This window comes from Nocardia vinacea (genome assembly GCF_035920345.1).
GTDB classification, from domain to species: Bacteria; Actinomycetota; Actinomycetes; order Mycobacteriales; family Mycobacteriaceae; genus Nocardia; species Nocardia vinacea_A.
The window spans coordinates 8876630-8896983 of the sequence record NZ_CP109149.1; the positions used below are offsets into that span (position 1 = coordinate 8876630).

Consider the following 20354-nt stretch of genomic DNA (forward strand, 5'->3'; position numbering starts at 1 on the left):
TTATCCAGTTTCAGCGGCACTCGTCCAGGACCAGAGATTGTTGCTAACAAGTGTGTGATTGCTGACGCTGCTCGAGTTGCTGGCCTGGCTCGGATTCGCGTGCGCCGCTGATGGTTTCGTGTCGTCGTGGGTGCAGCGAATGTCGATTGATGGGGTGATCTGCGCGCCGGTGCGACACCACGGTCTTAGCGTGTCTCACCGGCGTGTCGATGATTGTTTTCAGATGTCGGTGGGGTCGGGTCCGGAGTAGGGCTGGCGGATGGCGGTGACGAGTTGGACGTGTTGGTTCTGGGTCAGGTCGGCGATGCTGATGCGGTAGGAGGCCAGGTCGTGGGTGTCGGGGTCGCGTCGGTGCAGCAGGTCGTTGACGTGGCGGCCGTAGGCGACGTAGGTGCTGGAGTTCCAGAGGCGCTGGACGTCTCGGTTGGGGCGAAGTTGCCGTATCAGGTCGCGGGCTTGTTCGGAGTCGCGGTAGAGCGCCAATGCCGCCTTGACGACGGCGACGGTGCGCTTGGCTTCGTAGCGCCAGTCGGTCAGGACTTCGCGGGCGTGCGGGGTGAACAGCCATGCCCGCACATTCCCGTCTTCACCGATACCTGTGAGCCATGATCGGAATCCGTCGGTCGAGGCCAGGATGTTCCACAGCGGGTCGACATACGCTGCGAAAAGATCACGTCTGTCGAGGTAGCGCAGGTATGTCATGAGGCCGACGTTGTCGTGCACACACCGGCGAAGGCTGTCCGCGGTGGGCAGCTGCTCGGCGGGAGAGCGTAGCTCGCGCAGGTATTTCGTGCGCATGGGATCGAGTTCGTAACCGGCGATGAGCTTTTCGAGGGTTTCGGGTTTTGGTGTGGTGCGGTCGGTTTCGATGTCGGCCAGATAGCTGGTACTGATCCCGTGACGTTGCTGGGCAACCGCGCGCGAGAGCCCCAACTCGTTGCGGATATGGAAGCAGGTGCTGCCCAGGGTCGGGATGTGCGGCAGTGACCCACCTCGTGTGTGGTCGTGTGCACGGTGTGCAGGATTCTGGCTCATGTGCAGAGCCCCCCTCTTCTAGAGTCTTCCACTACAGATCTAGCAAGGTTATGGTGATTGGTTGCCCCCGAGATGATGTTCTTGTTCCTACCAGACGGTCTCTGATGCGACAAGGTCTTTGCACCGGGAGATCGCAATGAGGTAGCTCACCAACGAGCCGTCGGTGGTCGTGCCCCACCACGAATCAGTATGCCGCGCAGAAGATTCAGCAAAAAAGTTTCATTGACGTTCCCAGCGTCAATTCGTCAGCAAACCCGCTGGATATGCCCAGAATAGCAATTTGACGCTCTGAGCATTACCGCAAAATAGGTGAGCGTAAACCCTGGTATTCCACGAGGTTTCACGGTTTGGATAGAACCGCAAGTCCAAACCGATTGAAAGGAAACCGATGTGGATCCCATCCAGATCCTGAACGACGGCCTGATCGTGGCATCCAACGCCTTGAACGTGGTGTGGCAGGCGCTGTCGATCATCTTCATGTTCGTGTGACCTGAACACCTGAGAAGCGGCCTCCCAGAAGCACTTTCGCCTCTGGGAGGGCCGCGATAACACGCGCCCGCCCCCGCGTATTCACCATTCTTTCTCATTTATCGCCCTGACCGATGAAGGGTTTATTCGGCATGTCCAAAACACGGAAATCCCCCCGTACCCGTCTGGTTCAGCACTGTGTATTCGGCGATGTGCGCCGAAACCGTGTGCACGCCACTGTGTCTCGCGGCGGCAGGACGGTTGTCGGCGGTGCGGTGCCTATCGTGATGTTGCTGTCGGCGGCGACCGCGAGCGCGACCGGTGCGCCTGCGGCGATCACTGATCAGCCCGGTGTGACCAGCCCCGCGCAGCCCGGCACTTCCACCCCAGCTCCGCCGCCGGAACCCGTACCGCCCCCGCCGGTGTACTACTCCCAGCCCCCCGAGATCCGCAACGGATCCGGGTTACGTCCGGCACCGTCGGTGGACCTACCTGTGGAGCCGATCGCGATCGAGGACCTGCATTTGCCCGAACCGGTGGCACCGGTAGCCCCGATCGAGCCGCCGGAGAACACGATTCGCGTCGGGCAGTGGGAAGCACCGCGCCCGGACTGGCTACCCCCGGAGTGCGCCGACGCCATCAACGACGCCGCGGCAGGCGCTGAGGCGCAGGTCGCGACCGCGCTGGATTCGGTCGGCATCCCCGCCGGACGATCCGATCGAGTCAGCGGAGCCACGCTGGGAGGGGCAGTGCTCGGCGGTGCTGGTGGCGCGGTTGTTGCCGGAGCACCGGCCGCAACCCTCGGCGCGGTCGTGGGCGGTCTCATCGGCGGCACCATCGGCGGAATCGCCGGTGCCGCACTGGGCACCGTGGTGGCGGTACCGGTCATCGGAACGATCACCTCCGGTGTGGCCGGTACCGCGTTAGGGGCGGCGGTGGGCGCTGCCGTGGGTGCGGTCGTGGCTGGATTTCCCGCCGCTGTTGTGGGTGCGGTGGCCGGTGGCACGGTGGGGGCGGGGTTCGGTGCCGGTGTGGGGGTGGGCCAGCCATGACCGGCACGACGAAGAATCGTGCGCGCGTCCTCGCGGCGGTCGCGATGGCGACCGCGTTCGGCGCAGCCGGCGCGATGAGCGCGACGACCCCGAGCGTGCAAGCGGACCCGATCAATGGGTGCCCGGCACTGTATTTGCTAGGAGTGCAGGGCACTGGGCAGTCCTCACCCGAGGCGGATCCGCTGGCCGATACCGGGATGCTCGGCGCGTTGCTCGGTCCGGTGGTGGCCGCTGTGCCGGATCTGGTGCAGCGCAGCTACATTGCCTATCCGGCCGGGTTTGGGGGCGCGGTGGGCACCGGCGGCGGCTCCGATGCCTACGCGGACTCGGTGCGCGAGGGCCTGGCCGCGCTCGGGGCTGCCGCTGACCAGATTTCCGCCGCGTGCCCGGACACCGCTTTGGCCGGGGTCGGGTATTCCCAAGGCGCGCAGGTGGTCTCGGAATTCGCGCGAGCTGTCGGCGCGGGCGAGGGACCGGTCGGACCCGAGAAGATCGCGGGTATCGCTCTCTATTCCGATCCTGATCGCGCTCCCGGATCGCCTGTGATCCCCGGTCGCCCTGGCCAACTCACCCCCGACCCGGCCCCCGGCACAGCGGGGGCGGCGGTGTCGGGGGTGGCGATCACCACCGCCCCCGCATCCGGCAGCGGGATCGCCGCCGACGGCGTCAGCTACGGCGCGCTGACCGGCCGTGTGGCCGAGATCTGTGTCGAGGGTGACTTGAGTTGTGCGGCACCCGATCACGCCGCGTTGTTGCGGGTGGCCGCCGAGATCGCCGCCCAGGCCGACCTGCGTGATCCCCTAGCAGCGCTCGGCTCGATCCAGGCACTGCTCTCGGGCGTGCTCGGTGACGCCTGGACCACCGTGGTGAACCGCGACTTCCACCTCGGCCCTGGCGTCGTCGACTATGTGCCCGGGGCCAGTCTCGCCGAGCGGCTCACCACTGCCGCCGATCCCCGCACCCCACCTCCGACCCCGGAGGAGACGGCCGCCGCGACGGCACGGTGGGCGCAGATCGCCGGGGTCGTGGCCTCGGATCCGGTCGGGCAGTTGCCGAAACTGGCCGCCCGGTTGTCGGGCGCGTGGGGGCAGTTGGTCGCCGACAACGCCGATCTGATGAATCCGGCTGTGTGGCTTCGATACTCCGACCTGGTCGGCCGCCACACCGGTTACGCCGCCGCCGGACAGCTCGCCAGTGGGATCGCGTGGATGATCGCACTCGCCCACGACCTCGCCGGGAGGCACCGGTGAACACCGAGTTCTACGACATCCCGACCCTCGACGGCCGCCATGCCGGGGACCTGGTGCGGACGCGGCCGGTGTTCGTGCCGCAACTGACTGCGGTGGCGGGAGCGTGGCAGATCATCTACGTCTCCACCAATTCCCGCTCCGAACTCATCCCCGCTTCGGGGATCGTGCTGATCCCCGAGGCGGTCGCCGCCCCTGGTGCCACCGCGATCCTGGTGCATTGCCCGGAGTTTCGCGGACTGGGCGGGGTGTGCGCGCCCTCGAAGCTGCTGGCGATCGGCGCAGAGCCCGACACCACGGGGATCGAGGCGGCCTTGCGGCGGGGGTGGGTGGTGGCGATACCCGACGGCGAGGGACTCGGCCTCACTGGTGCCGGGCCGCATACCTTCCTCGCCGCCCGCGCCGGGGGCCGTATCGTGCTCGATCTCGCGCGCGCGTTCTATCGCGGTGCGGACCTCGGTGCTCCGGTCGCGCCGGTGGTGGCCTGGGGATACGCCGACGGTGGGCGAGCGGTCGCCGCCGCCGGTGAACTGCACCCCTGGTACGCGCCCGAGCTGGATCTACGCGGCATCGCCGCCGGAGCCGTCGCCTCCGACCTCGCAGCGATGGCACCGGCTTTCAGCCAGGGCGCGGGCGCGGCAGTGGGACTGGCCGCTTTGATCGGACTCTCCCGAGCCTACGAGCATATCCCGCTGCGCCACGTCCTGAACGAGGACGGAGTGCAGGCTGTGGCCGAAGCCGAACATCTCACGAGCACCGAACTGCTGCAACGGTTTCCGCAACCCTTGGCGCATTGGTGCCGACGGCCCGACCCCTGGAACGACGTGTGGTGGCGGCGGGTGCTGGCGTTGGAAACCCTCGCCCACACCAAGCCCATGATGCCGCTGCACTTGTATCACGGCAGTGCCGACGCGATCGTTCCCGTGCAGGCCGGGCGTCGCACACTCATCGCCTACCGGCAGCAATGTCAGGCGGGCGGCCAGGAGTCTGCCCAGTGCGGAGGGCGGATGGACCAGGAGCTGTTCGCGGCTGCGGCGGCCGGTCAGCAGGACGCGCTGGCCGATGAGGAGGCTGACTCGGCGTCGTTGCCGGAACGGGATGCGGAAATAGCCGTCGCCGGTGACGCGTACCTGACCGTCGGGAGACGGGCCGACAAGTAGAACGTCGTCGACAGGCTGTATCTGCAGCTTCGTTCCCGGCGACCAGTCGAGCGCTGCCATGACATACCGGTCGAGGACTCTGCCGGCCTCGCCGAGCGTTGATATGCCGCACAGGATGTCGTCGTCGGGGATGGACGCCGGTTCCGGCGGGCCCGGCAGCGGACCGCGGATCAGCTGTTCCAGTGGTGCCTGCGGGAGAACGAGCGGGGGAATCATCGGCGGCCCCGATCGTTTCCCGCCGCCGGCCCGGCAGGGTCATCGATGGTCGATCCTGGCGGATCTGTCAGAAGTTGTCGCAGGTGGGTGCGCATTTTCCCTGGTCACCTCCGTGTGTTCGAGTGCGCTCGAACACACGGCACGCAAATCCGGCAAATCTGCCGGGAATCTGTGCGCGAGAGGGGACTTGAACCCCTACGTCCGTGGACACCAGAACCTAAATCTGGCGCGTCTGCCAATTTCGCCACTCGCGCTTGATGGTACGACCGTCCAAACTCTACCGGGCTTGACCGACATCGCGAAGCGCAGCCCCGGCATGTCGTACTCGCCGGTAACCCCACCTGGTATTATAACGATTCGGTAACGGTCAACATGAGGAGTGCTCATGTTTCGTACGCGTTGGTAACCGGGTAGACCAGCGAGTTTGAACATGAGGGAGGGTCATGTTTCTGAGCATTCTGGTACGGGGGTACGGGAATACTCGGCGGTAAGCGCGAATTCTAAGAGCAAACGTGAGGATTTCCTCATGATTTTCTGGAATCCTTGCGGTCATCAGGGCTCATTGGTGAGGAACACCTGCGCACCGGAGGGAGCGGCGTGTCTTGAACGGCATGTCGCCAGGAGAAGGAAGTCGAAGCGTCTTGACGATCAATGAGAGCACTGCGGCCGGAACCGGACAGAGCCCGAAAGTGGTTGGGGCGCCACAGCAGGGGGGTTCGCGGGCTCCGCTGCTGGATCGACTGCTGGGCGGAACGCCCTATGCGCTTGCCTTCGGTGGGCAGGGTGCGCGTTGGCTCGGTGAGTTGGAGGAGATCGGGCGCGACGCCGCACTGGAGCCCGAACTGACCGCATTGGTCAATGAAGCGGCGACGCTGCTGGAACCCGTTGCGGCGCAACTACTTGTGGTGCGACCGGTCGGTTTCGACCCGATCGGCTGGATGCTCGAGAACGAGCTCGCCGACGGTGACGAGGCGGAGGTTTCCGCTGCGCCTTCGGAGCAGGTGCTCCGCTCGGCTGTGGTGTCGATGCCGGGCGTATTCCTGACGCAGGTGGCCGCCGTGCGCGCGCTGCGGCTGCAGGGTCTGGATGCCAACGAGCACGCGCCGGTCGCGGTCGTCGGCCACTCGCAGGGGCGCCTCGCCGCGACCTCGGTGCAGGCCGGTGGACAGCGTGACGCCGAACTGCTCGCCATCGCCCAAATGATCGGCGCCGCAGCGGGTTTGGTTGCCCGACGGCGCGGTCTCATGCCGGTGGGCGAGCGTTCGTCGATGGTCGCGGTATCGAATGTCGATCCCGAGCATCTGCGCACGGTGGTGGCCGAGGTGTCCGCGGGCGTGGACCCTGCCGCGGCCGCGGTGGTTTCGATTCGTAACGGTCGGCGGCGCGTGGTGCTTTCCGGTACGCCGACCCAGTTGGAGCGGGTGCGTCAGCGTTGCACCCAGATCCATGACGAGCAGACTCGCGAACGCGATGCGAAGTCGCGCGGTGGCGCGGTGTTCGCGCCGGTCTTCGAGGACCTGGCCGTCGATGTCGCCTTCCATCACCCCGCGCTCGCCGACACGGTCGACATCGTGAGCGGCTGGGCGTCCCAGTGCGGTCTGGACGCGGAGCTTGCGGGTTCGCTCGCCAAGGAGATCCTCGTCGACCCGATCGACTGGGTCGAGGAGGTCGACGGCGTCGTCGCCGCGGGCGCGCAGTGGATTCTCGATCTGGGCCCCGGCGATCTGCTCAGTCGGCTCACCAGCGGCTCGCTCAAGGGCACCGGTGTCGGCATCCTCGCGGCCGCGACCCGCGCGGGTCAGCGCAGCCTGCTGACCCCCGGCGCCTCGCCCGAGGTGGCTCAGCCGTGGTCGGCCTTCGCGCCGCGCCCGGTGCGCCTGCCGAGCGGACGCATCGTGGTCGAGACCTCGTTCACCAAGCTGACGGGTCGCTCGCCGATCCTGCTCGCGGGCATGACCCCGACCACCGTCGACGCGAAAATCGTTGCGGCAGCGGCGAATGCGGGCCACTGGGCGGAGCTGGCCGGTGGCGGTCAGGTCACCGAGCAGATCTTTGCCGACCGGGTCGCCGAGCTGAAGACGCTGCTGCATCCGGGCCGCGCGGTGCAGTTCAACTCGCTGTTCCTCGACCCGTACCTGTGGAAGCTGCAGCTCGGCGGTAAGCGCCTGGTGCAGAAGGCCCGTATGGCGGGTGCGCCGTTCGACGGTGTAATCGTCACCGCGGGCATTCCGGAGCTGGAAGAGGCCGTCGCGCTGATCGCGGAGCTGACCGAGGTCGGTATCACGCATGTGGCGTTCAAGCCGGGCACCGTCGCCCAGATCCGCGCGGTGCTGCGCATCGCCGACGAGGTACCGAACTATCCGGTGATCATGCACATCGAGGGCGGCCGGGCCGGTGGACACCACTCCTGGGAGGACCTGGACGACCTGCTGCTGGAGACCTACGCCGAGCTGCGCAACCGCGACAATGTGGTGGTCTGCGTCGGCGGTGGCATCGGTACCCCGGAGCGTGCGACCGAATACCTGACCGGTGAATGGGCTGTGCCGCACGGCTATCCGGTGATGCCGCTCGATGGCGTGCTGGTCGGCACCGCCGCCATGGCGACGCTCGAGGCCACCACCGCACCCGAGGTCAAGCAGTTGCTCGTCGACACCCCCGGTACCCCGGACTGGGTCGGCGCGGGCACCGCGACCGGCGGAATGGCTTCCGGCCGTAGCCAATTGGGCGCCGATATCCATGAGATCGACAATGCGGCCTCGCGCACCGGCCGCCTGCTCGACGAGGTCGCCGGTGACGCCGACGCGGTCGCCGAGCGTCGCGACGAGATCATCGCCGCGCTGAATGCCACCGCCAAGCCGTACTTCGGCGATGTCACGACCATGACCTACCTCGAGTGGCTCGAACGCTACGTCGAGCTGGCTGTCGGCCTGGACCGCCGCAAGGACTTCGACTGCGGCAGTGACCTCGGCGACGCCATCCTGGACGCCACCCGTTCGGTCTGGCTCGACATCACGTGGCGTGACCGGTTCGCGGAGATGATGCGCCGCACCGAATCCCGGCTGCATTCGGCCGACCGCGGCGAGATTCCGACACTGTTCGAATCCGACGCGGTCTTCGAGAACCCGGTCGAGGCGCTGTGCACGCTGAAGCAGCAGTACCCGGCCGCCGAGCAGACCCTGCTGCACCCGGCGGATGTGCCGTTCTTCGTCAGCCTCTGCAAGACCCCGGGTAAGCCGGTGAACTTCGTGCCCGTGGTGGACCGCGACGTGCGCCGCTGGTGGCGTTCGGATTCGCTGTGGCAGGCCCATGATCCGCGTTACTCGGCCGATCAGGTCTGTGTCATTCCTGGCACGGTCTCGGTCGCCGGTATCACCCGCGTCGACGAGCCGGTCGGCGAATTGCTCGATCGCTTCGAGCAGGACGCGGCGTACGCGCTGGTTCGCGCCGGTGTGTCGCCGGTCGCGGTCGACGCGCGCCGCTCCGCCGGTGTCACCGAGGGACCGGTCGACGCGGTGCTGGCCGCGCCGGATGTCGAATGGTCCGGCCGCACCACGGTCAACCCGATCCACCGCCTCGGCGACCTCGCCGAATGGACCGTCGACGACAAGGGCGCCGTCCATCCGCCGACCGGTGCGACGATCACCGAAACCACCGGCCCGGACGCCGATCATGCCTACGTCGAGCTCGCGGTGCCGCTGTTCGGCGGTGATGCTGTGCGCATCCGCCTGCGCATCACCGTCCCGACCTCTCTCTACAACGGCGGCGCACCGGTCATCACCGAAACCGATGCCGACACCGCCATGTCCGCACTGCTCGCGGTCGCCGCGGGCCAGGCGCTGCCGGAGGTGAAGGGCAAGATCGCACACCTCAATGTCGCCTGGACCCCGGACCTCATCGCCGATCACGCGGGCGTCACCGGTTCGGGCCTCCCCGGCGCACTGAGCACGCTCGGACGCAGCGTGCCCGATGTGCTCGTCGGTGCGTGCTGGCCCGCCGTCTTCGCGGTACTCGGTGCCGCGCGCAGCGCCGACGGCGACAGTGTCATCGAGGGCATGCTGGATCTGGTCCATCTCGATCACCAGATCGCACTCGAGCGTGACCTGCCGCACGACACCAGCATTCTCGTTGTCCGCGCCGAATCGGGCGACGTTGTCGACACCGACCTGGGACGCGTCGTCGAGGTGCGGGTGTCCGTCGGTGAGATGCGGGATCAGGGCCTCGACGTGGTGCCGCTGGCGACGCTGACCGAACGCTTCGCCATCCGCGGCCGCAACGGCGCGGGCGAGCTGACCGATCCGCCGCGCGCGGCGGGTGTGGTCTCGGATGCGGCCACCGACACCCAGCGTCGCCGCCGTCGCGACGTCACCATCCTGGCGCCGCGCACGATGCGTGCCTTCGCCGCGGTCTCCGGTGACTACAACCCGATCCACACCAGCGATTCGGCCGCCAAGCTGGCCGGACTCGGTAGCCCGATCGTGCACGGCATGTGGCTCTCGGCCGCCGCGCAGCATGTGGTGTCCGCAGTGGATCCCGAAAGCTCCACTCCGGCACGGACTTTGACCGCGTGGACCACCCGCTTCCTCGGCATGGTCCGCCCGGGCGCGGAGATCGATGTGCGCGTCGAGCGGATCGCGGTCGACGCGGGTAGCGAGATCGTCGAGGTCTCCTGCCGCGCCGACGGGGATCTGGTGATGACCGCAACCGGTCGCACCGCTGCCCCGAAGACCGTCTACGCCTTCCCGGGCCAGGGCATTCAGCGCAAGGGTATGGGCCTGGACGCCCGTGCTCGCTCCAAGGCTGCCAAGGAGATCTGGGAGCGTGCCGATAAGCACACCCGTGCGGCACTTGGCTTTTCGATCCTGGCCGTGGTCCGGGACAACCCGACCTACCTCAAGGCGCGCGGCGTCGAACACCGGCACCCGGACGGCGTGCTGCACCTGACCCAGTTCACCCAGGTCGCCATGGCGGTGCTCGGTGTGGCGCAGGTCGCCGAGTTGCGCGAGGCCGGCGCCTACGTCGAGGGCGCCATGCTGGCCGGACATTCGGTCGGTGAGTACAACGCGCTCGCGGCTGTCGCCGGTGTGCTGCCGCTGGAGGCGGTGCTGGAGGTCGTCTTCCAGCGCGGTTCCGCCATGCACGAGCTGGTGCCCCGGGATGCGCAGGGCCGCAGTGACTACCGGATGGCGGCTATCCGTCCGTCGCAGATCGGTCTGCCCGATGACGAGGTCATCGACTTCGTCAAGGGTGTCGGCGAGAGCGTCGGGGAATTCCTCGAGGTCGTCAACCTGAACCTGCGCGGTTCGCAGTACGCGATCGCGGGCACGGTCAAGGGCCTCGAGGCGCTGGAGACCGAAATCGACCGCCGCCGTGCCGAATTCGGCGGTAAGCGGGCATTCATTCTGGTCCCCGGCATCGATGTGCCGTTCCACTCCACCGTGCTGCGCGAGGGTGTGCCGGAGTTCCGGCAGAAGCTCGAACAGCTGCTGCCCGCGGACCTGCACCCGGAAATCCTGGTCGGACGCTACATTCCGAACCTGGTGCCCAAGCCGTTCTCGCTGGAGCGCGCGTTCATCCAGGAGATCGCCGATCTGGTGCCCTCGGAGCCGCTGGCCACCGTGCTCGCCGACTTCGACAACTGGGCCGCACGCCCGACCGAACTGTGCCGCGTGGTGCTGATCGAGCTGCTGGCCTGGCAGTTCGCCAGCCCGGTGCGCTGGATCGAGACCCAGGATCTGCTGTTCACCGATGCCGCCCACGGCGGACTCGGCGTGCAGCGTTTCGTCGAAATCGGTTTGGGCGCAACGCCGACCGTGGCGAACCTGGCCAGCCAGACGCTGAAGCTGCCCGCTTTCGGCACGGTCACCGTCGAGGTGCTGAATATCGAGCGCGAGGCCGCGATCGTCTACTCGACCGATACCGATCCCGCCCCGGTCGACGAGCCCGCCGACGAGCCGGTCGAAACCGCTTCGGCCGCAGCGCCGGTCGCGGCGGCAACGGTGGCCGCTCCGGTCGCGAGCTCGGGTGGTCCGCGTCCGGATGACATCGCGTTCACCGCCGCCGACGCCACCCGCGTACTCATCGCGCTGTGGACCAAGCTGCGGCTGGATCAGATCGGCCCGGTCGACACCATCGAGGGCCTCTGCGACGGCGTCTCGTCGCGGCGCAATCAGCTGCTCGTCGACCTCGGCTCCGAGCTGTCGCTCGGTGCGATCGACGGTGCCGCCGACGCCGATATGGGTGCGCTCTCGGCCACCGTCGAGCGACTTGCCCGTACCTACAAGCCTTTTGGTTCGGTGCTCTCCGATGCCATCGGCGATCACCTGCGCAAGGTCTTCGGTCCGTCCGGCAAGCGGCCCGCCGCGATCGCCGAGCGGGTCAAGAAGGTCTGGGAGCTGGGCGACGGCTGGGCCCACCATGTCACCGCCGAGGTTTCGCTCGGCACCCGCGAGGGTGTCAGCGTGCGCGGTGGCGATCTCGGCGGACTGGTCGCGAGTGTGAGCGACGCCGCCTCGGTCGATGCGGCCATCGACGCCGCCGTGCAGGCCGTCGCAGCCCGTCGCGGTGTCGCGGTATCGCTGCCGAGCGCGGGCGGCGGTGGCGGCGCCACCGTGGACGCCGCGGCGCTGGGTGAGTTCACCGAACAGATCACCGGTCGCGACGGCGTGCTCGCCACGGCCGCCCGCGTGGTGCTCGAACAGCTCGGGCTGACCGAGCAGGCCTCCGCGCCGGAGGCCTCGGACGACACCCTGGTCGATCTTGTCTCGGCCGAATTGGGTTCGGACTGGCCGCGTTTGGTCGCGCCCGCCTTCGACGGCCGCAAAGCCGTGCTGATCGACGACCGCTGGGCGACCGCACGCGAGGATCTGGCCAAGCTCTGGCTGCTCGACGACATCGGTTCCGGCGAGGAGTCGGTGGACGGCTTCCTCGGTGCTGGCGAAGCCGTTGCGGCACAGGCGAACTGGTGGCGTGAGAAGGCCAAGCACGAGGCCCGCTCGGTGCTTGCCGGGTTATACGAGCGCATCGCCGAGGCGGCGCTGAACACCGAAGAGTCCGGCCTGTGGTCCTCGGACATCGCCGTGATCACCGGTGCCAGTAAGGGTTCCATCGCGGCGGCCGCCACCGGTCGACTGCTCGGCGGCGGCGCCACGGTGGTGGTCACCACCTCGAGCCTCAACGACGAGCGGCTCGGCTTCTACCGCAAGCTCTACCGCGAGAATGCGCGCCATGGTGCCGCGCTGTGGGTCGTCCCCGCGAATATGGCGTCTTACCGGGACGTCGACGCGCTGATCGATTGGGTCGGCAGCGAGCAGGTCGACAATGCGGGCGGTGCGAAGGTCAAGATCAAGGACGCGATGACCCCGACACTGCTGCTGCCGTTCGCGGCACCGCGGGTCGCCGGTGATCTCGCCGACGCCGGCGCCCGCGCCGAAATGGAGATGCGGGTCCTGCTCTGGTCGGTCGAGCGGCTGATCGGTGGGCTGTCCAAGATCGGCGTCGATCACGATGTCGACGCGAAACTGCATGTGGTGCTTCCGGGTTCGCCCAACCGCGGCATGTTCGGCGGCGACGGCGCCTACGGTGAGTCCAAGGCCGCACTCGACGCGGTGGTCGCCAAGTGGCGGGCCGAGAAGTCGTGGTCGAGTCGAGTCACCCTGGTACACGCCCTCATCGGCTGGGTTCGCGGCACCGGGCTCATGGGCCACAACGATCCGATGGTGACCGCGGTCGAGAAGGCCGGTGTGCACACCTGGTCCACCGCCGAGATGGCCGATGAGCTGCTCAAGTGGTGCACCTCGCGGGCCCGTCAGGTGACCGCCACCGGACCGCAGCAGATCGACCTCACCGGCGGACTCGCCAGGGTCAAGCTCGATCTGCCCGCACTGGCCAAGCAGGCTCAGGAGGCCGCCGCAGCCGAGACCGAGGAAGCCGTTGCGGCGGGGACGATTTCGGCGCTGCCCACACCGCCGACCATGAGCTCGGCGCTGCCGGTGCCCGAATGGGGTTCGGTGACCGCCGATCTCGCCGATATGGTCGTCATCGTCGGTGCCGGTGAGCTCGGCCCGTACGGTTCGGCGCGCACCCGGTTCGAGATGGAGGTCTCCGACGAGCTCTCGGCCGCTGGTGTGCTCGAACTCGCCTGGACCACCGGCCTGGTCGTCTGGGAGAACGATCCCAAGCCCGGCTGGTACGACACCGAATCCGGTGACTACGTCCCCGAACACGAGCTGGCCGAGAAGTATCACGATGCGGTCGTCGCGCGCTGCGGTGTGCGCCGCTACGAGGACGACGGCGCCATGATCGACAATGCCGCACCGCTGATGACCTCGGTCTTCCTGGACCAGGATCTGACCTTCACGGTCGGCGGCGAGGCCGAGGCGCGCGCCTTCTACGCATCCGATCCGGAGCGCACGGTGATCACGCCAGTCCCGGATTCCGCTGACTGGCAGGTGATCCGCAAGGCGGGCACCGAGATTCGGGTGCCGCGCAAAGCCAAGCTGTCGCGCACCGTCGGCGGTCAGATCCCGACCGGCTGGGATCCCACCATTTGGGGCATCTCCGCCGACATGGCCGCCTCGGTGGACCGGGTCGCGCTGTGGAACATCGTCTGCACAGTGGACGCGTTCATCAGCTCCGGGTTCAGCCCGGCCGAGCTCATGAGCTGGGTGCACCCGAGCCTGGTCGCCAACACCCAGGGCACCGGCCTGGGCGGCATGACCTCGATGCGCACGCTCTACGTCGACAACCTGCTCGGTGAGCCGCGCCCGAACGACATCCTGCAGGAGGCGCTGCCGAACGTCGCGCTCGCGCATGTGGTGCAGTCCTACGTCGGCAGCTACGGTGCGATGGTGCATCCGGTGGCGGCCTGCGCGACGGCCGCGGTGTCGGTCGAGGAGGGCGTCGACAAGATCCGTTTGGGCAAGGCCGAATTGGTGGTCGCCGGTGGTTTCGACGATCTCGGTATCGAGGGCATCGTCGGCTTCGGTGATATGTCGGCCACCGCGGATTCCGCGGCCATGAGCGCCAAGGGCATCAGCGATCGGTACTTCTCCCGCGCCAACGACCGCCGTCGCGGCGGCTTCGTGGAATCGCAGGGTGGTGGCACCGTCCTGCTGGCGCGCGGTGACGTGGCGGTGGAAATGGGCCTGCCGGTGCTCGGTGTGGTTGCCTTCGCGCAGTCCTTCGCCGACGGCGTGCACACCTCCATCCCGGCGCCGGGCCTGGGCGCGCTCGGTGCGGGACGGGGCGGTCGCGAATCCAAATTCGCAGCCGAACTGCGCAAACTCGGTGTGGCGCCGGACGATATCGCGGTCATCTCCAAGCACGACACCTCGACCGCGGCCAATGATCCGAACGAGTCCGAACTGCACGAGCGGTTGGCCACGGCCGTCGGACGATCCGAAGGGGCGCCGCTGTTCGTGGTTTCGCAGAAGAGCCTGACCGGACATGCCAAGGGCGGCGCGGCCGCCTTCCAGCTCATCGGCCTGTGCCAGGTGCTGGAAAACGGTGTGGTGCCGCCGAATCGGAGCCTGGACTGTGTCGACGACAAGATGCAGGCCTACCCGCATCTGGTCTGGGCGCGCGAACCGCTGCGCTTCGGTGAGCGGTTCCCGCTCAAGGCCGGTCTGCTGACCTCGCTGGGCTTCGGCCACGTCTCGGGTCTGCTCGCGGTGGTGCATCCGGAGGCGTTCATCCAGGCGATCGAGCCGGGTCGGCGCGAGGAGTACCAGCGCCGGGCGCAGCAGCGTCAGCTCGCCGGACGGCAGCGGTTCACCGAGGCCATGTGCGGTGGCGCCCCGCTGTACGAGCGGCCGGCGGATCGGCGCCTCGGTGCCGACGGCACGCCGTCGGAGCAGAAGCGTCAGCTGGAGGCCGACGTGCTGCTCTCGCCGGAGGCACGGCTGTCCGGCGACGGCACCTACCGGGCCGACGGCGCGGGTTGTGGCACCGGGGCAGTGATTCTCGGGCAACTCGATGCCGGTGGCTCTATGGCATAGCGGCTTCGGCCATTACCGTGCAGAGTGCGGTCGCTACGGCGGCCGCACTCTGACTTTTTCATTGAGCTCGAAGGCTGAGGAGCGGCGACGCATTGACCATCCTGGGTATCGGCTTGGACTTGGTGACCATCTCCGAGTTCGCCGAACAGTTGCAACGGTCCGGAACCACCATGCTCCGGGAGAGTTTCACCGCCGGTGAGCGGCGCTACTGTCAGAGCAAGGGCACCGACCCGGCACGTAGTTACGCGGCACGCTGGGCGGCCAAAGAAGCGGTGTTGAAGGCATGGGCGTCTTCGCGTTTCGCGCGCCGCCCGCAGATCGGCGACAATCCGTACCCCCTCATCGAGGTGGTCAACGACGCCTGGGGTCGCCCGAGCATCAAACTGCACGGCTTGGCCGCCGAATTCCTGCCCCGCGCAAGGGTTCACCTGTCCCTGACGCACGACGGCGACACCGCTGCCGCCATGGTCGTCCTCGAGGATCCGGGTGAACTCGCCGACCTCATCGAAGGTCGCGAAGCGCAGTAGCCGAATCCCATATTCGAGCCGGGCACCCTGGAAACAGGGTGCCCGGCTCGAACATGGGTTGCTGAAGGTTAGCGCTCGCCGCCGGTTCGGGATTCCTTTTCGGCAACCATGAGGTACGCGACCATCAGCCGTTTGAGTTCGGAGACCGCTTCGGTGTTGCTCTGGTCGTCTTGCACGGAGAAGTTCAGCATCGAGTAGACGACGTGCACCAGGACTTCGGCCATCATGGTGCGGCGCGCGCGGGGGGTGCGCGGGGTCAGTGGGCGCAGCATTTGCGAGACGACCTCGGCGAATTCCTTTTCGTGGATCGCACCGGTGGCTCGGGTGGACGGGGTGGACTGCATTGCCAGCCACACTTCGCGCCGGGACGGGTCGGTCATCCACAGATTCGCCAGATGGTCGACGAACTGGTTCATATGCCGCAACCAGTCCAATGACGGAATCTCGCCGTGGAAATCGGCGAGTTCCTGGGAAACCGCAACCAGGTCTTGGCGATTCAGCTCGCAGACGATGACGTATTTGTTGGCGAAGAACTGATACAGCGTGCCGATCGGCACTTCCGCCCGCGCCGCCACCTCTTCACAGGTGAACGATTCGAACCCGACCTCGACGAGCAATTCCCGGGACGCCTGCAAGAGGGCATCGAACTTGCGTTTACTGCGTTCCTGAGTCGGCCTGCGCCGCGGCATGAGCTCCTGCGGGTCGTCCTGCAGGTCCAACGCAGGGTCCAGACGTCGCTGCTTCGACCTGGCCTCCGTGCGTACATCCACGTATCAAGGCTAGCGGTATCGGCACACGTGCGACACGCGCACCGTATCTGCGTGTTAAGGACTGTCACATTTCATCACCCATCCAAGCCCGAGATGGCGCCGAACACATAACCGAGCGTGCGTGCATCTCAACGCACGTTTCGTGCCGGGGAATCCAAGGGGCTCAGGGGTTTCGGCAAGCTCGTGAGCTCGGTAATTGCACTGGGAAGGCGTGATCAGTGGGAGCTCGATCCGTGGTAACTCTAGGCGTTTCCACCGAACGCGGCGCCGTTCACGCGGTAGCCCTCGTCGACGGCGGCGAGCAGCTATCCGAGCGGGTGCTGCTGCAGCGGGTGGTGAAAACTCGAGGCGATTCGAAGGCGGACCTGGCGGTTGCGGTCCAGACGGCGATGGACACACTAGCGGCGGAGTTGGAGTCCGAGCGGGATATCGTGGGTGCGGCGGTCACCTACCGCGATGCCGTTGAGCGGCGTGCCATCGTCACCAAATTGGCGTCCGGCCCGTGGCATACTGCCTCGCTGGTATCGGCCAAGTCTGCACATCTGAGTGTGGCCGGGGTCATGACCTGGCTCGATGAATTCGACGATCTGCTCATCTGCGAAGTGGTCCCAGGGCATCAGGCGTTCACACTGATCGACCGCAAGCGCAGTCGGGTGCTGGCCGCGACGAGTCAGTCCGGTAGTGCGACGGCCGAGGCGCTCGACGCCGCGGTTTCGGATGCGTGGGACCAGTTCGAGGCCGCCATGGTTCGGCCGGATGCGGTGGTGCTGATCGGCTCGGCCGCGGACGGGTCGGTGGTGGCCACCGCGATGGACGGCTTCGGTGCCCCGGTGCTGTCGTGCAAGATCGCGACCTCCGCCTCGGCGGTCGGTGCGGCGCTGTTCGCGATGAGCGATGCGACGGGTGTGAGCGAGCCGGTCGAGCGAGTACGAAGTACGCGTGGTCACACGGCCATGTTCGCCGCGGCCAGTGTGCTGGCGGGCGGGCTGGTCGCGGGCGGCTTGTACGTCACAACGCGTACGGGGGCAGTCGTCGCTGACGCGCGGGTCACCGCGGATGCCCGCGTGGTCGACGGTGATACCGGATCGGCGAGCGGCTCCACCGCGGGCTCCTCGGTGCAGCCGAATATCAACCCGTTCAATCGTCCGGAGGCCCGGCAACCCGCGGCCGCCGGAAACACCGCCGACTCGACGGTGACTGAGTTCGATCTGGACAATCTTCCGCAGTACAACGAACACTGGGGCGCTGAGCCACCCGTATTGGTCTCTCCGGATGCACACGAGCACGGAAACGAGGCGGCCGGATCGCCTCAGCAGCTCCCGGGCACCGGAACCCCGGGGCCGACTACCAAAGTCGGTGCTCCGAACGACGCCATGCTCTTCCCGGGTGAGGCTCCGCCGCCGGCGGCCTTCACACCCGAGTTCTATCACTGGTGGGATAACCACGTCCGCATGCTCGCGCAATGGGCGGCCCAGCAGTTGCAGCCCACCTAGGAGAAATCTTCGAGAGGTCCGGTGCCCCAGTGGCTCCGGACCTTTCGCTTTATGCACCTTCGACCTGGACGAAACCCGTTGGAGGGGAACCCGATCTGCGCTTCGGTCTACACCGACAGGTCGCGACGAAGTTTGGCTACGTGGCCGGTGGCGCGGACGTTGTATTGCGCCACTTCGATTTCGCCTTTTTCGTCGACCAGGAATGTGGAGCGGATAACGCCGGTGACGGTCTTGCCGTACATGGTCTTCTCGCCGAACGCACCCCATGCGGTGAGGACGGATTTGTCCGGATCCGAGAGCAGCGGGAAGGTGAGCTTTTCGTGGTCGCGGAACTTGGCCAATTTGGCGGGCTTATCGGGCGATATGCCGATGACCTCGATGCCCGCACCTTCGAGGTCGGCGAGGTTGTCGCGGAAATCGCAGGCCTGTTTGGTGCAGCCGGGGGTGCTCGCGGCGGGGTAGAAGTAGACGATCACCTTGCGGCCGCGGTAGTCGGACAATGACACGTCTTTGCCGTCGGCGTCGGGCAGGGTGAAATCGGGGGCGGCATCGCCGGGGGAGAGTCGTTGGTTGTCGGTCACCTCTTGCACGGTAATCGAATGCCCCGACAACGCGGCCGCACCGACGCAGCCCGGCTGGCTAGACTCGTCGGCAGCGCGGTTCGCGGCATATTGAACACAGGAGGATATACGTGGCTAGGGATACCGAGCGGATCGAGCGGGAGATCGAGGCCGCACGGACACGGCTCGCGAGCACGCTCGACGAAATCGCCGTACGGGCCGATCCGCAGCGCATCGCCGATGACACCAAGCACATGGTGCTGGCGAAGCTCAACCAGCCGAAGGTGAAGTACAGCCTGATCGGCGCGGCCGCGGTGGTCGTCGGGTTGGTACTGGTGAAGATCTTCCGCTGAGCCGAAAACGTAGAACACCCGGTGTGGCCAGCCACACCGGGTGTTCTACGTTCAGGACTATCAGACCGTCGGGCAGGCGAAACCGTCGCCGTCCGGATCCAAATGCGGGCCGTAGCCCGGTTCCCCGCGGAACAGCGGTGCCCGACCGGCCGCGCGGGCCTCGTCGCAGTTGGCGAATGCGCCACCGGCCGAGCCGGTCTGGGACATGCCTGCCGAACCGGTCGCGGCCGATCCGGTATCGATGGCGGATGAGCCCGTTCCTGCGGAACCGGTGGGGACGTCGGCCAGAGCTGCGGGTGCCGCTAGGAAGGCGAGTCCTGCGGCGGCAATGCTGACGGTGAGCCGGCGAACGTTCATAAATTCCTCTGTTTGTGTGCTGCGGTGGAGTAGCGTCCAGGGGGAGACGCCGCATCCACTGTTGTGACGGGCCGCGTACTTGTCAACCGCGCAGCAAAACAATTAGGGGCATTAGGGGACAACACCCCTTCGTTCGTTATTCGCCCAAACGCCTACCCGCCAGATGTTCGGCCGGGATATTGCCCATGCGTCCGGCCTGGTAATCCGCCATGGCCTGGATAATTTCGGCGCGGGTGTTCATGACGAACGGACCGTATTGCACCACAGGCTCTTTGATCGGCAGGCCGCCGAGCAGCAGCACCTCCAGGTCGCCGGTTCTGTTGTGTTGCAATGCATCCGCGGCGACGGTGATCGAGTCACCGGGGCCGAATACCGCGAGTTGGCCTTCGCTGATCGCCCGACGCTCGGCGCCCACTGTTCCGCTGCCGGACAGTACGTATGCCATCGCGGTAAACCGTTGCGGCCATGGGGTTTCCAGCTGGCTACCCGGAGCGAGGGAGGCGTGTGCGTAGGCGATCGGGGTATAGGTCGAACCCGGACCCTCGAAGCCGCCCATCTCGCCCGCGATTATGCGCACCAATGCGCCACCGTCGTGCGAACTGACCAGCGTCAATTCACTGCCGCGCAGATCCTGATAGCGCGGTGCGGCCATCTTCTGTGCGCGCGGCAGATTGACCCACAGTTGGATGCCGTGGAACCAGCCGCCCGCGATGACCAATTCCTCGGCGGGCAGTTCATCGTGCAGGATGCCGGAACCGGCCGTCATCCACTGGGTATCGCCCTCGCTGATGACGCCACCGCCGCCATTGGAATCGTGATGCACCATGGTGCCGTCCATGACGTAGGTGACGGTCTCGAAGCCGCGATGTGGATGCCACGGCGCGCCCTTGGCCTCGTACGGCTCATAGGCGACCGGACCCATCTGGTCGAGCAGGATGAATGGATCGGCCGAGCGCAGATCCATGCTCGGGAACGGCCTGCGCACCTCGAAGCCCGCGCCTTCGCGCTGCTGATGTGCGGTGCTGATGCTGCTCACCTTGCGTTCCCGCGTCGAATCCGTGGGTCGAGGGAGTCGCGGCAGCACCATGATGTCGGGGACGGTGATGGCCGGCATGGGCACC

General features: G+C 67.0%; 12 protein-coding genes and 1 tRNA gene. 7 read left to right on the forward strand and 6 right to left on the reverse strand.

The features are described from left to right. Positions 1-219: 219 nt before the first annotated feature. Positions 220-1035 carry a helix-turn-helix domain-containing protein gene (locus OIE68_RS40140; protein ID WP_327096109.1) on the reverse strand — a complete coding sequence of 272 codons (816 nt, stop codon included), beginning with the start codon at positions 1033-1035 and terminating at the stop codon, positions 220-222. A gap of 752 nt (positions 1036-1787) precedes the next feature. On the opposite strand from OIE68_RS40140, the gene OIE68_RS40145 reads away from it, so the two are divergent. The 3 genes from OIE68_RS40145 to OIE68_RS40155 are packed head-to-tail and all read left to right on the forward strand — an operon-like array spanning position 1788 to position 4962. Beyond that, positions 1788-2555 (forward strand): hypothetical protein, encoded by a 768-nt coding sequence (locus OIE68_RS40145; protein WP_327096110.1) that lies wholly within the window; start codon positions 1788-1790, stop codon positions 2553-2555. Continuing rightward, complete coding sequence (locus OIE68_RS40150) at positions 2552-3805, forward strand: cutinase family protein (RefSeq protein WP_327096111.1); 1254 nt, start codon at positions 2552-2554, stop codon at positions 3803-3805. Before OIE68_RS40145 ends, OIE68_RS40150 begins: the two co-directional genes overlap by 4 nt. Next, on the forward strand, positions 3802-4962 hold the full coding sequence (locus OIE68_RS40155; protein WP_327096112.1) for a lipase family protein: 1161 nt from the start codon (positions 3802-3804) through the stop codon (positions 4960-4962). The genes OIE68_RS40150 and OIE68_RS40155 overlap by 4 nt, the downstream gene beginning before the upstream one ends. 388 nt (positions 4963-5350) lie before the next feature. On the opposite strand, the gene OIE68_RS40160 is transcribed toward OIE68_RS40155, so the two are convergent. Next, positions 5351-5432 (reverse strand) — tRNA-Leu (locus OIE68_RS40160). A 387-nt stretch (positions 5433-5819) separates the two neighbouring features. On the opposite strand from OIE68_RS40160, the gene OIE68_RS40165 reads away from it, so the two are divergent. Then, positions 5820-15173, forward strand: coding sequence for a polyketide synthase (locus OIE68_RS40165; RefSeq protein ID WP_327096113.1), 9354 nt, complete (start codon positions 5820-5822; stop codon positions 15171-15173). Between the two features lie 92 nt (positions 15174-15265). Beyond that, on the forward strand, positions 15266-15700 hold the full coding sequence (locus OIE68_RS40170; RefSeq protein ID WP_040687506.1) for a holo-ACP synthase: 435 nt from the start codon (positions 15266-15268) through the stop codon (positions 15698-15700). Between the two features lie 68 nt (positions 15701-15768). On the opposite strand, the gene OIE68_RS40175 is transcribed toward OIE68_RS40170, so the two are convergent. Continuing rightward, the gene (locus tag OIE68_RS40175) at positions 15769-16389 is read right to left on the reverse strand and encodes a TetR/AcrR family transcriptional regulator (RefSeq protein WP_245567053.1); all 621 of its coding nucleotides are present in this window, start codon (positions 16387-16389) and stop codon (positions 15769-15771) included. A gap of 314 nt (positions 16390-16703) precedes the next feature. Between OIE68_RS40175 and OIE68_RS40180 the strand changes: the two genes are divergently transcribed. Continuing rightward, positions 16704-17963 carry a hypothetical protein gene (locus OIE68_RS40180; protein WP_327096114.1) on the forward strand — a complete coding sequence of 420 codons (1260 nt, stop codon included), beginning with the start codon at positions 16704-16706 and terminating at the stop codon, positions 17961-17963. Between the two features lie 107 nt (positions 17964-18070). On the opposite strand, the gene bcp is transcribed toward OIE68_RS40180, so the two are convergent. Then, positions 18071-18544, reverse strand: coding sequence for a thioredoxin-dependent thiol peroxidase (gene bcp / locus OIE68_RS40185; protein ID WP_327096115.1), 474 nt, complete (start codon positions 18542-18544; stop codon positions 18071-18073). 110 nt (positions 18545-18654) lie between these two features. Between bcp and OIE68_RS40190 the strand changes: the two genes are divergently transcribed. Next, the gene (locus OIE68_RS40190; RefSeq protein ID WP_040687513.1) at positions 18655-18876 is read left to right on the forward strand and encodes a DUF3618 domain-containing protein; all 222 of its coding nucleotides are present in this window, start codon (positions 18655-18657) and stop codon (positions 18874-18876) included. A gap of 60 nt (positions 18877-18936) precedes the next feature. On the opposite strand, the gene OIE68_RS40195 is transcribed toward OIE68_RS40190, so the two are convergent. Then, on the reverse strand, positions 18937-19233 hold the full coding sequence (locus tag OIE68_RS40195) for an excalibur calcium-binding domain-containing protein (RefSeq protein WP_327096116.1): 297 nt from the start codon (positions 19231-19233) through the stop codon (positions 18937-18939). Positions 19234-19369: 136 nt separating this feature from the next. Beyond that, entirely contained in the window at positions 19370-20347 is a 978-nt protein-coding gene (locus OIE68_RS40200; RefSeq protein WP_327096117.1) for a pirin family protein, read from the reverse strand. Positions 20348-20354: the final 7 nt, after the last annotated feature.

Excerpts from the sequence above, each read along its gene's own strand:
- OIE68_RS40195 (WP_327096116.1), bottom strand. The coding sequence starts at position 19,233 with ATGAACGTTCGCCGGCTCACCGTCAGCATTGCCGCCGCAGGACTCGCC.
- OIE68_RS40150 (WP_327096111.1), top strand. The coding sequence starts at position 2,552 with ATGACCGGCACGACGAAGAATCGTGCGCGCGTCCTCGCGGCGGTCGCG.
- OIE68_RS40200 (WP_327096117.1), bottom strand. The coding sequence starts at position 20,347 with ATGCCGGCCATCACCGTCCCCGACATCATGGTGCTGCCGCGACTCCCT.
- OIE68_RS40140 (WP_327096109.1), bottom strand. The coding sequence starts at position 1,035 with ATGAGCCAGAATCCTGCACACCGTGCACACGACCACACACGAGGTGGG.
- OIE68_RS40175 (WP_245567053.1), bottom strand. The coding sequence starts at position 16,389 with ATGCCGCGGCGCAGGCCGACTCAGGAACGCAGTAAACGCAAGTTCGAT.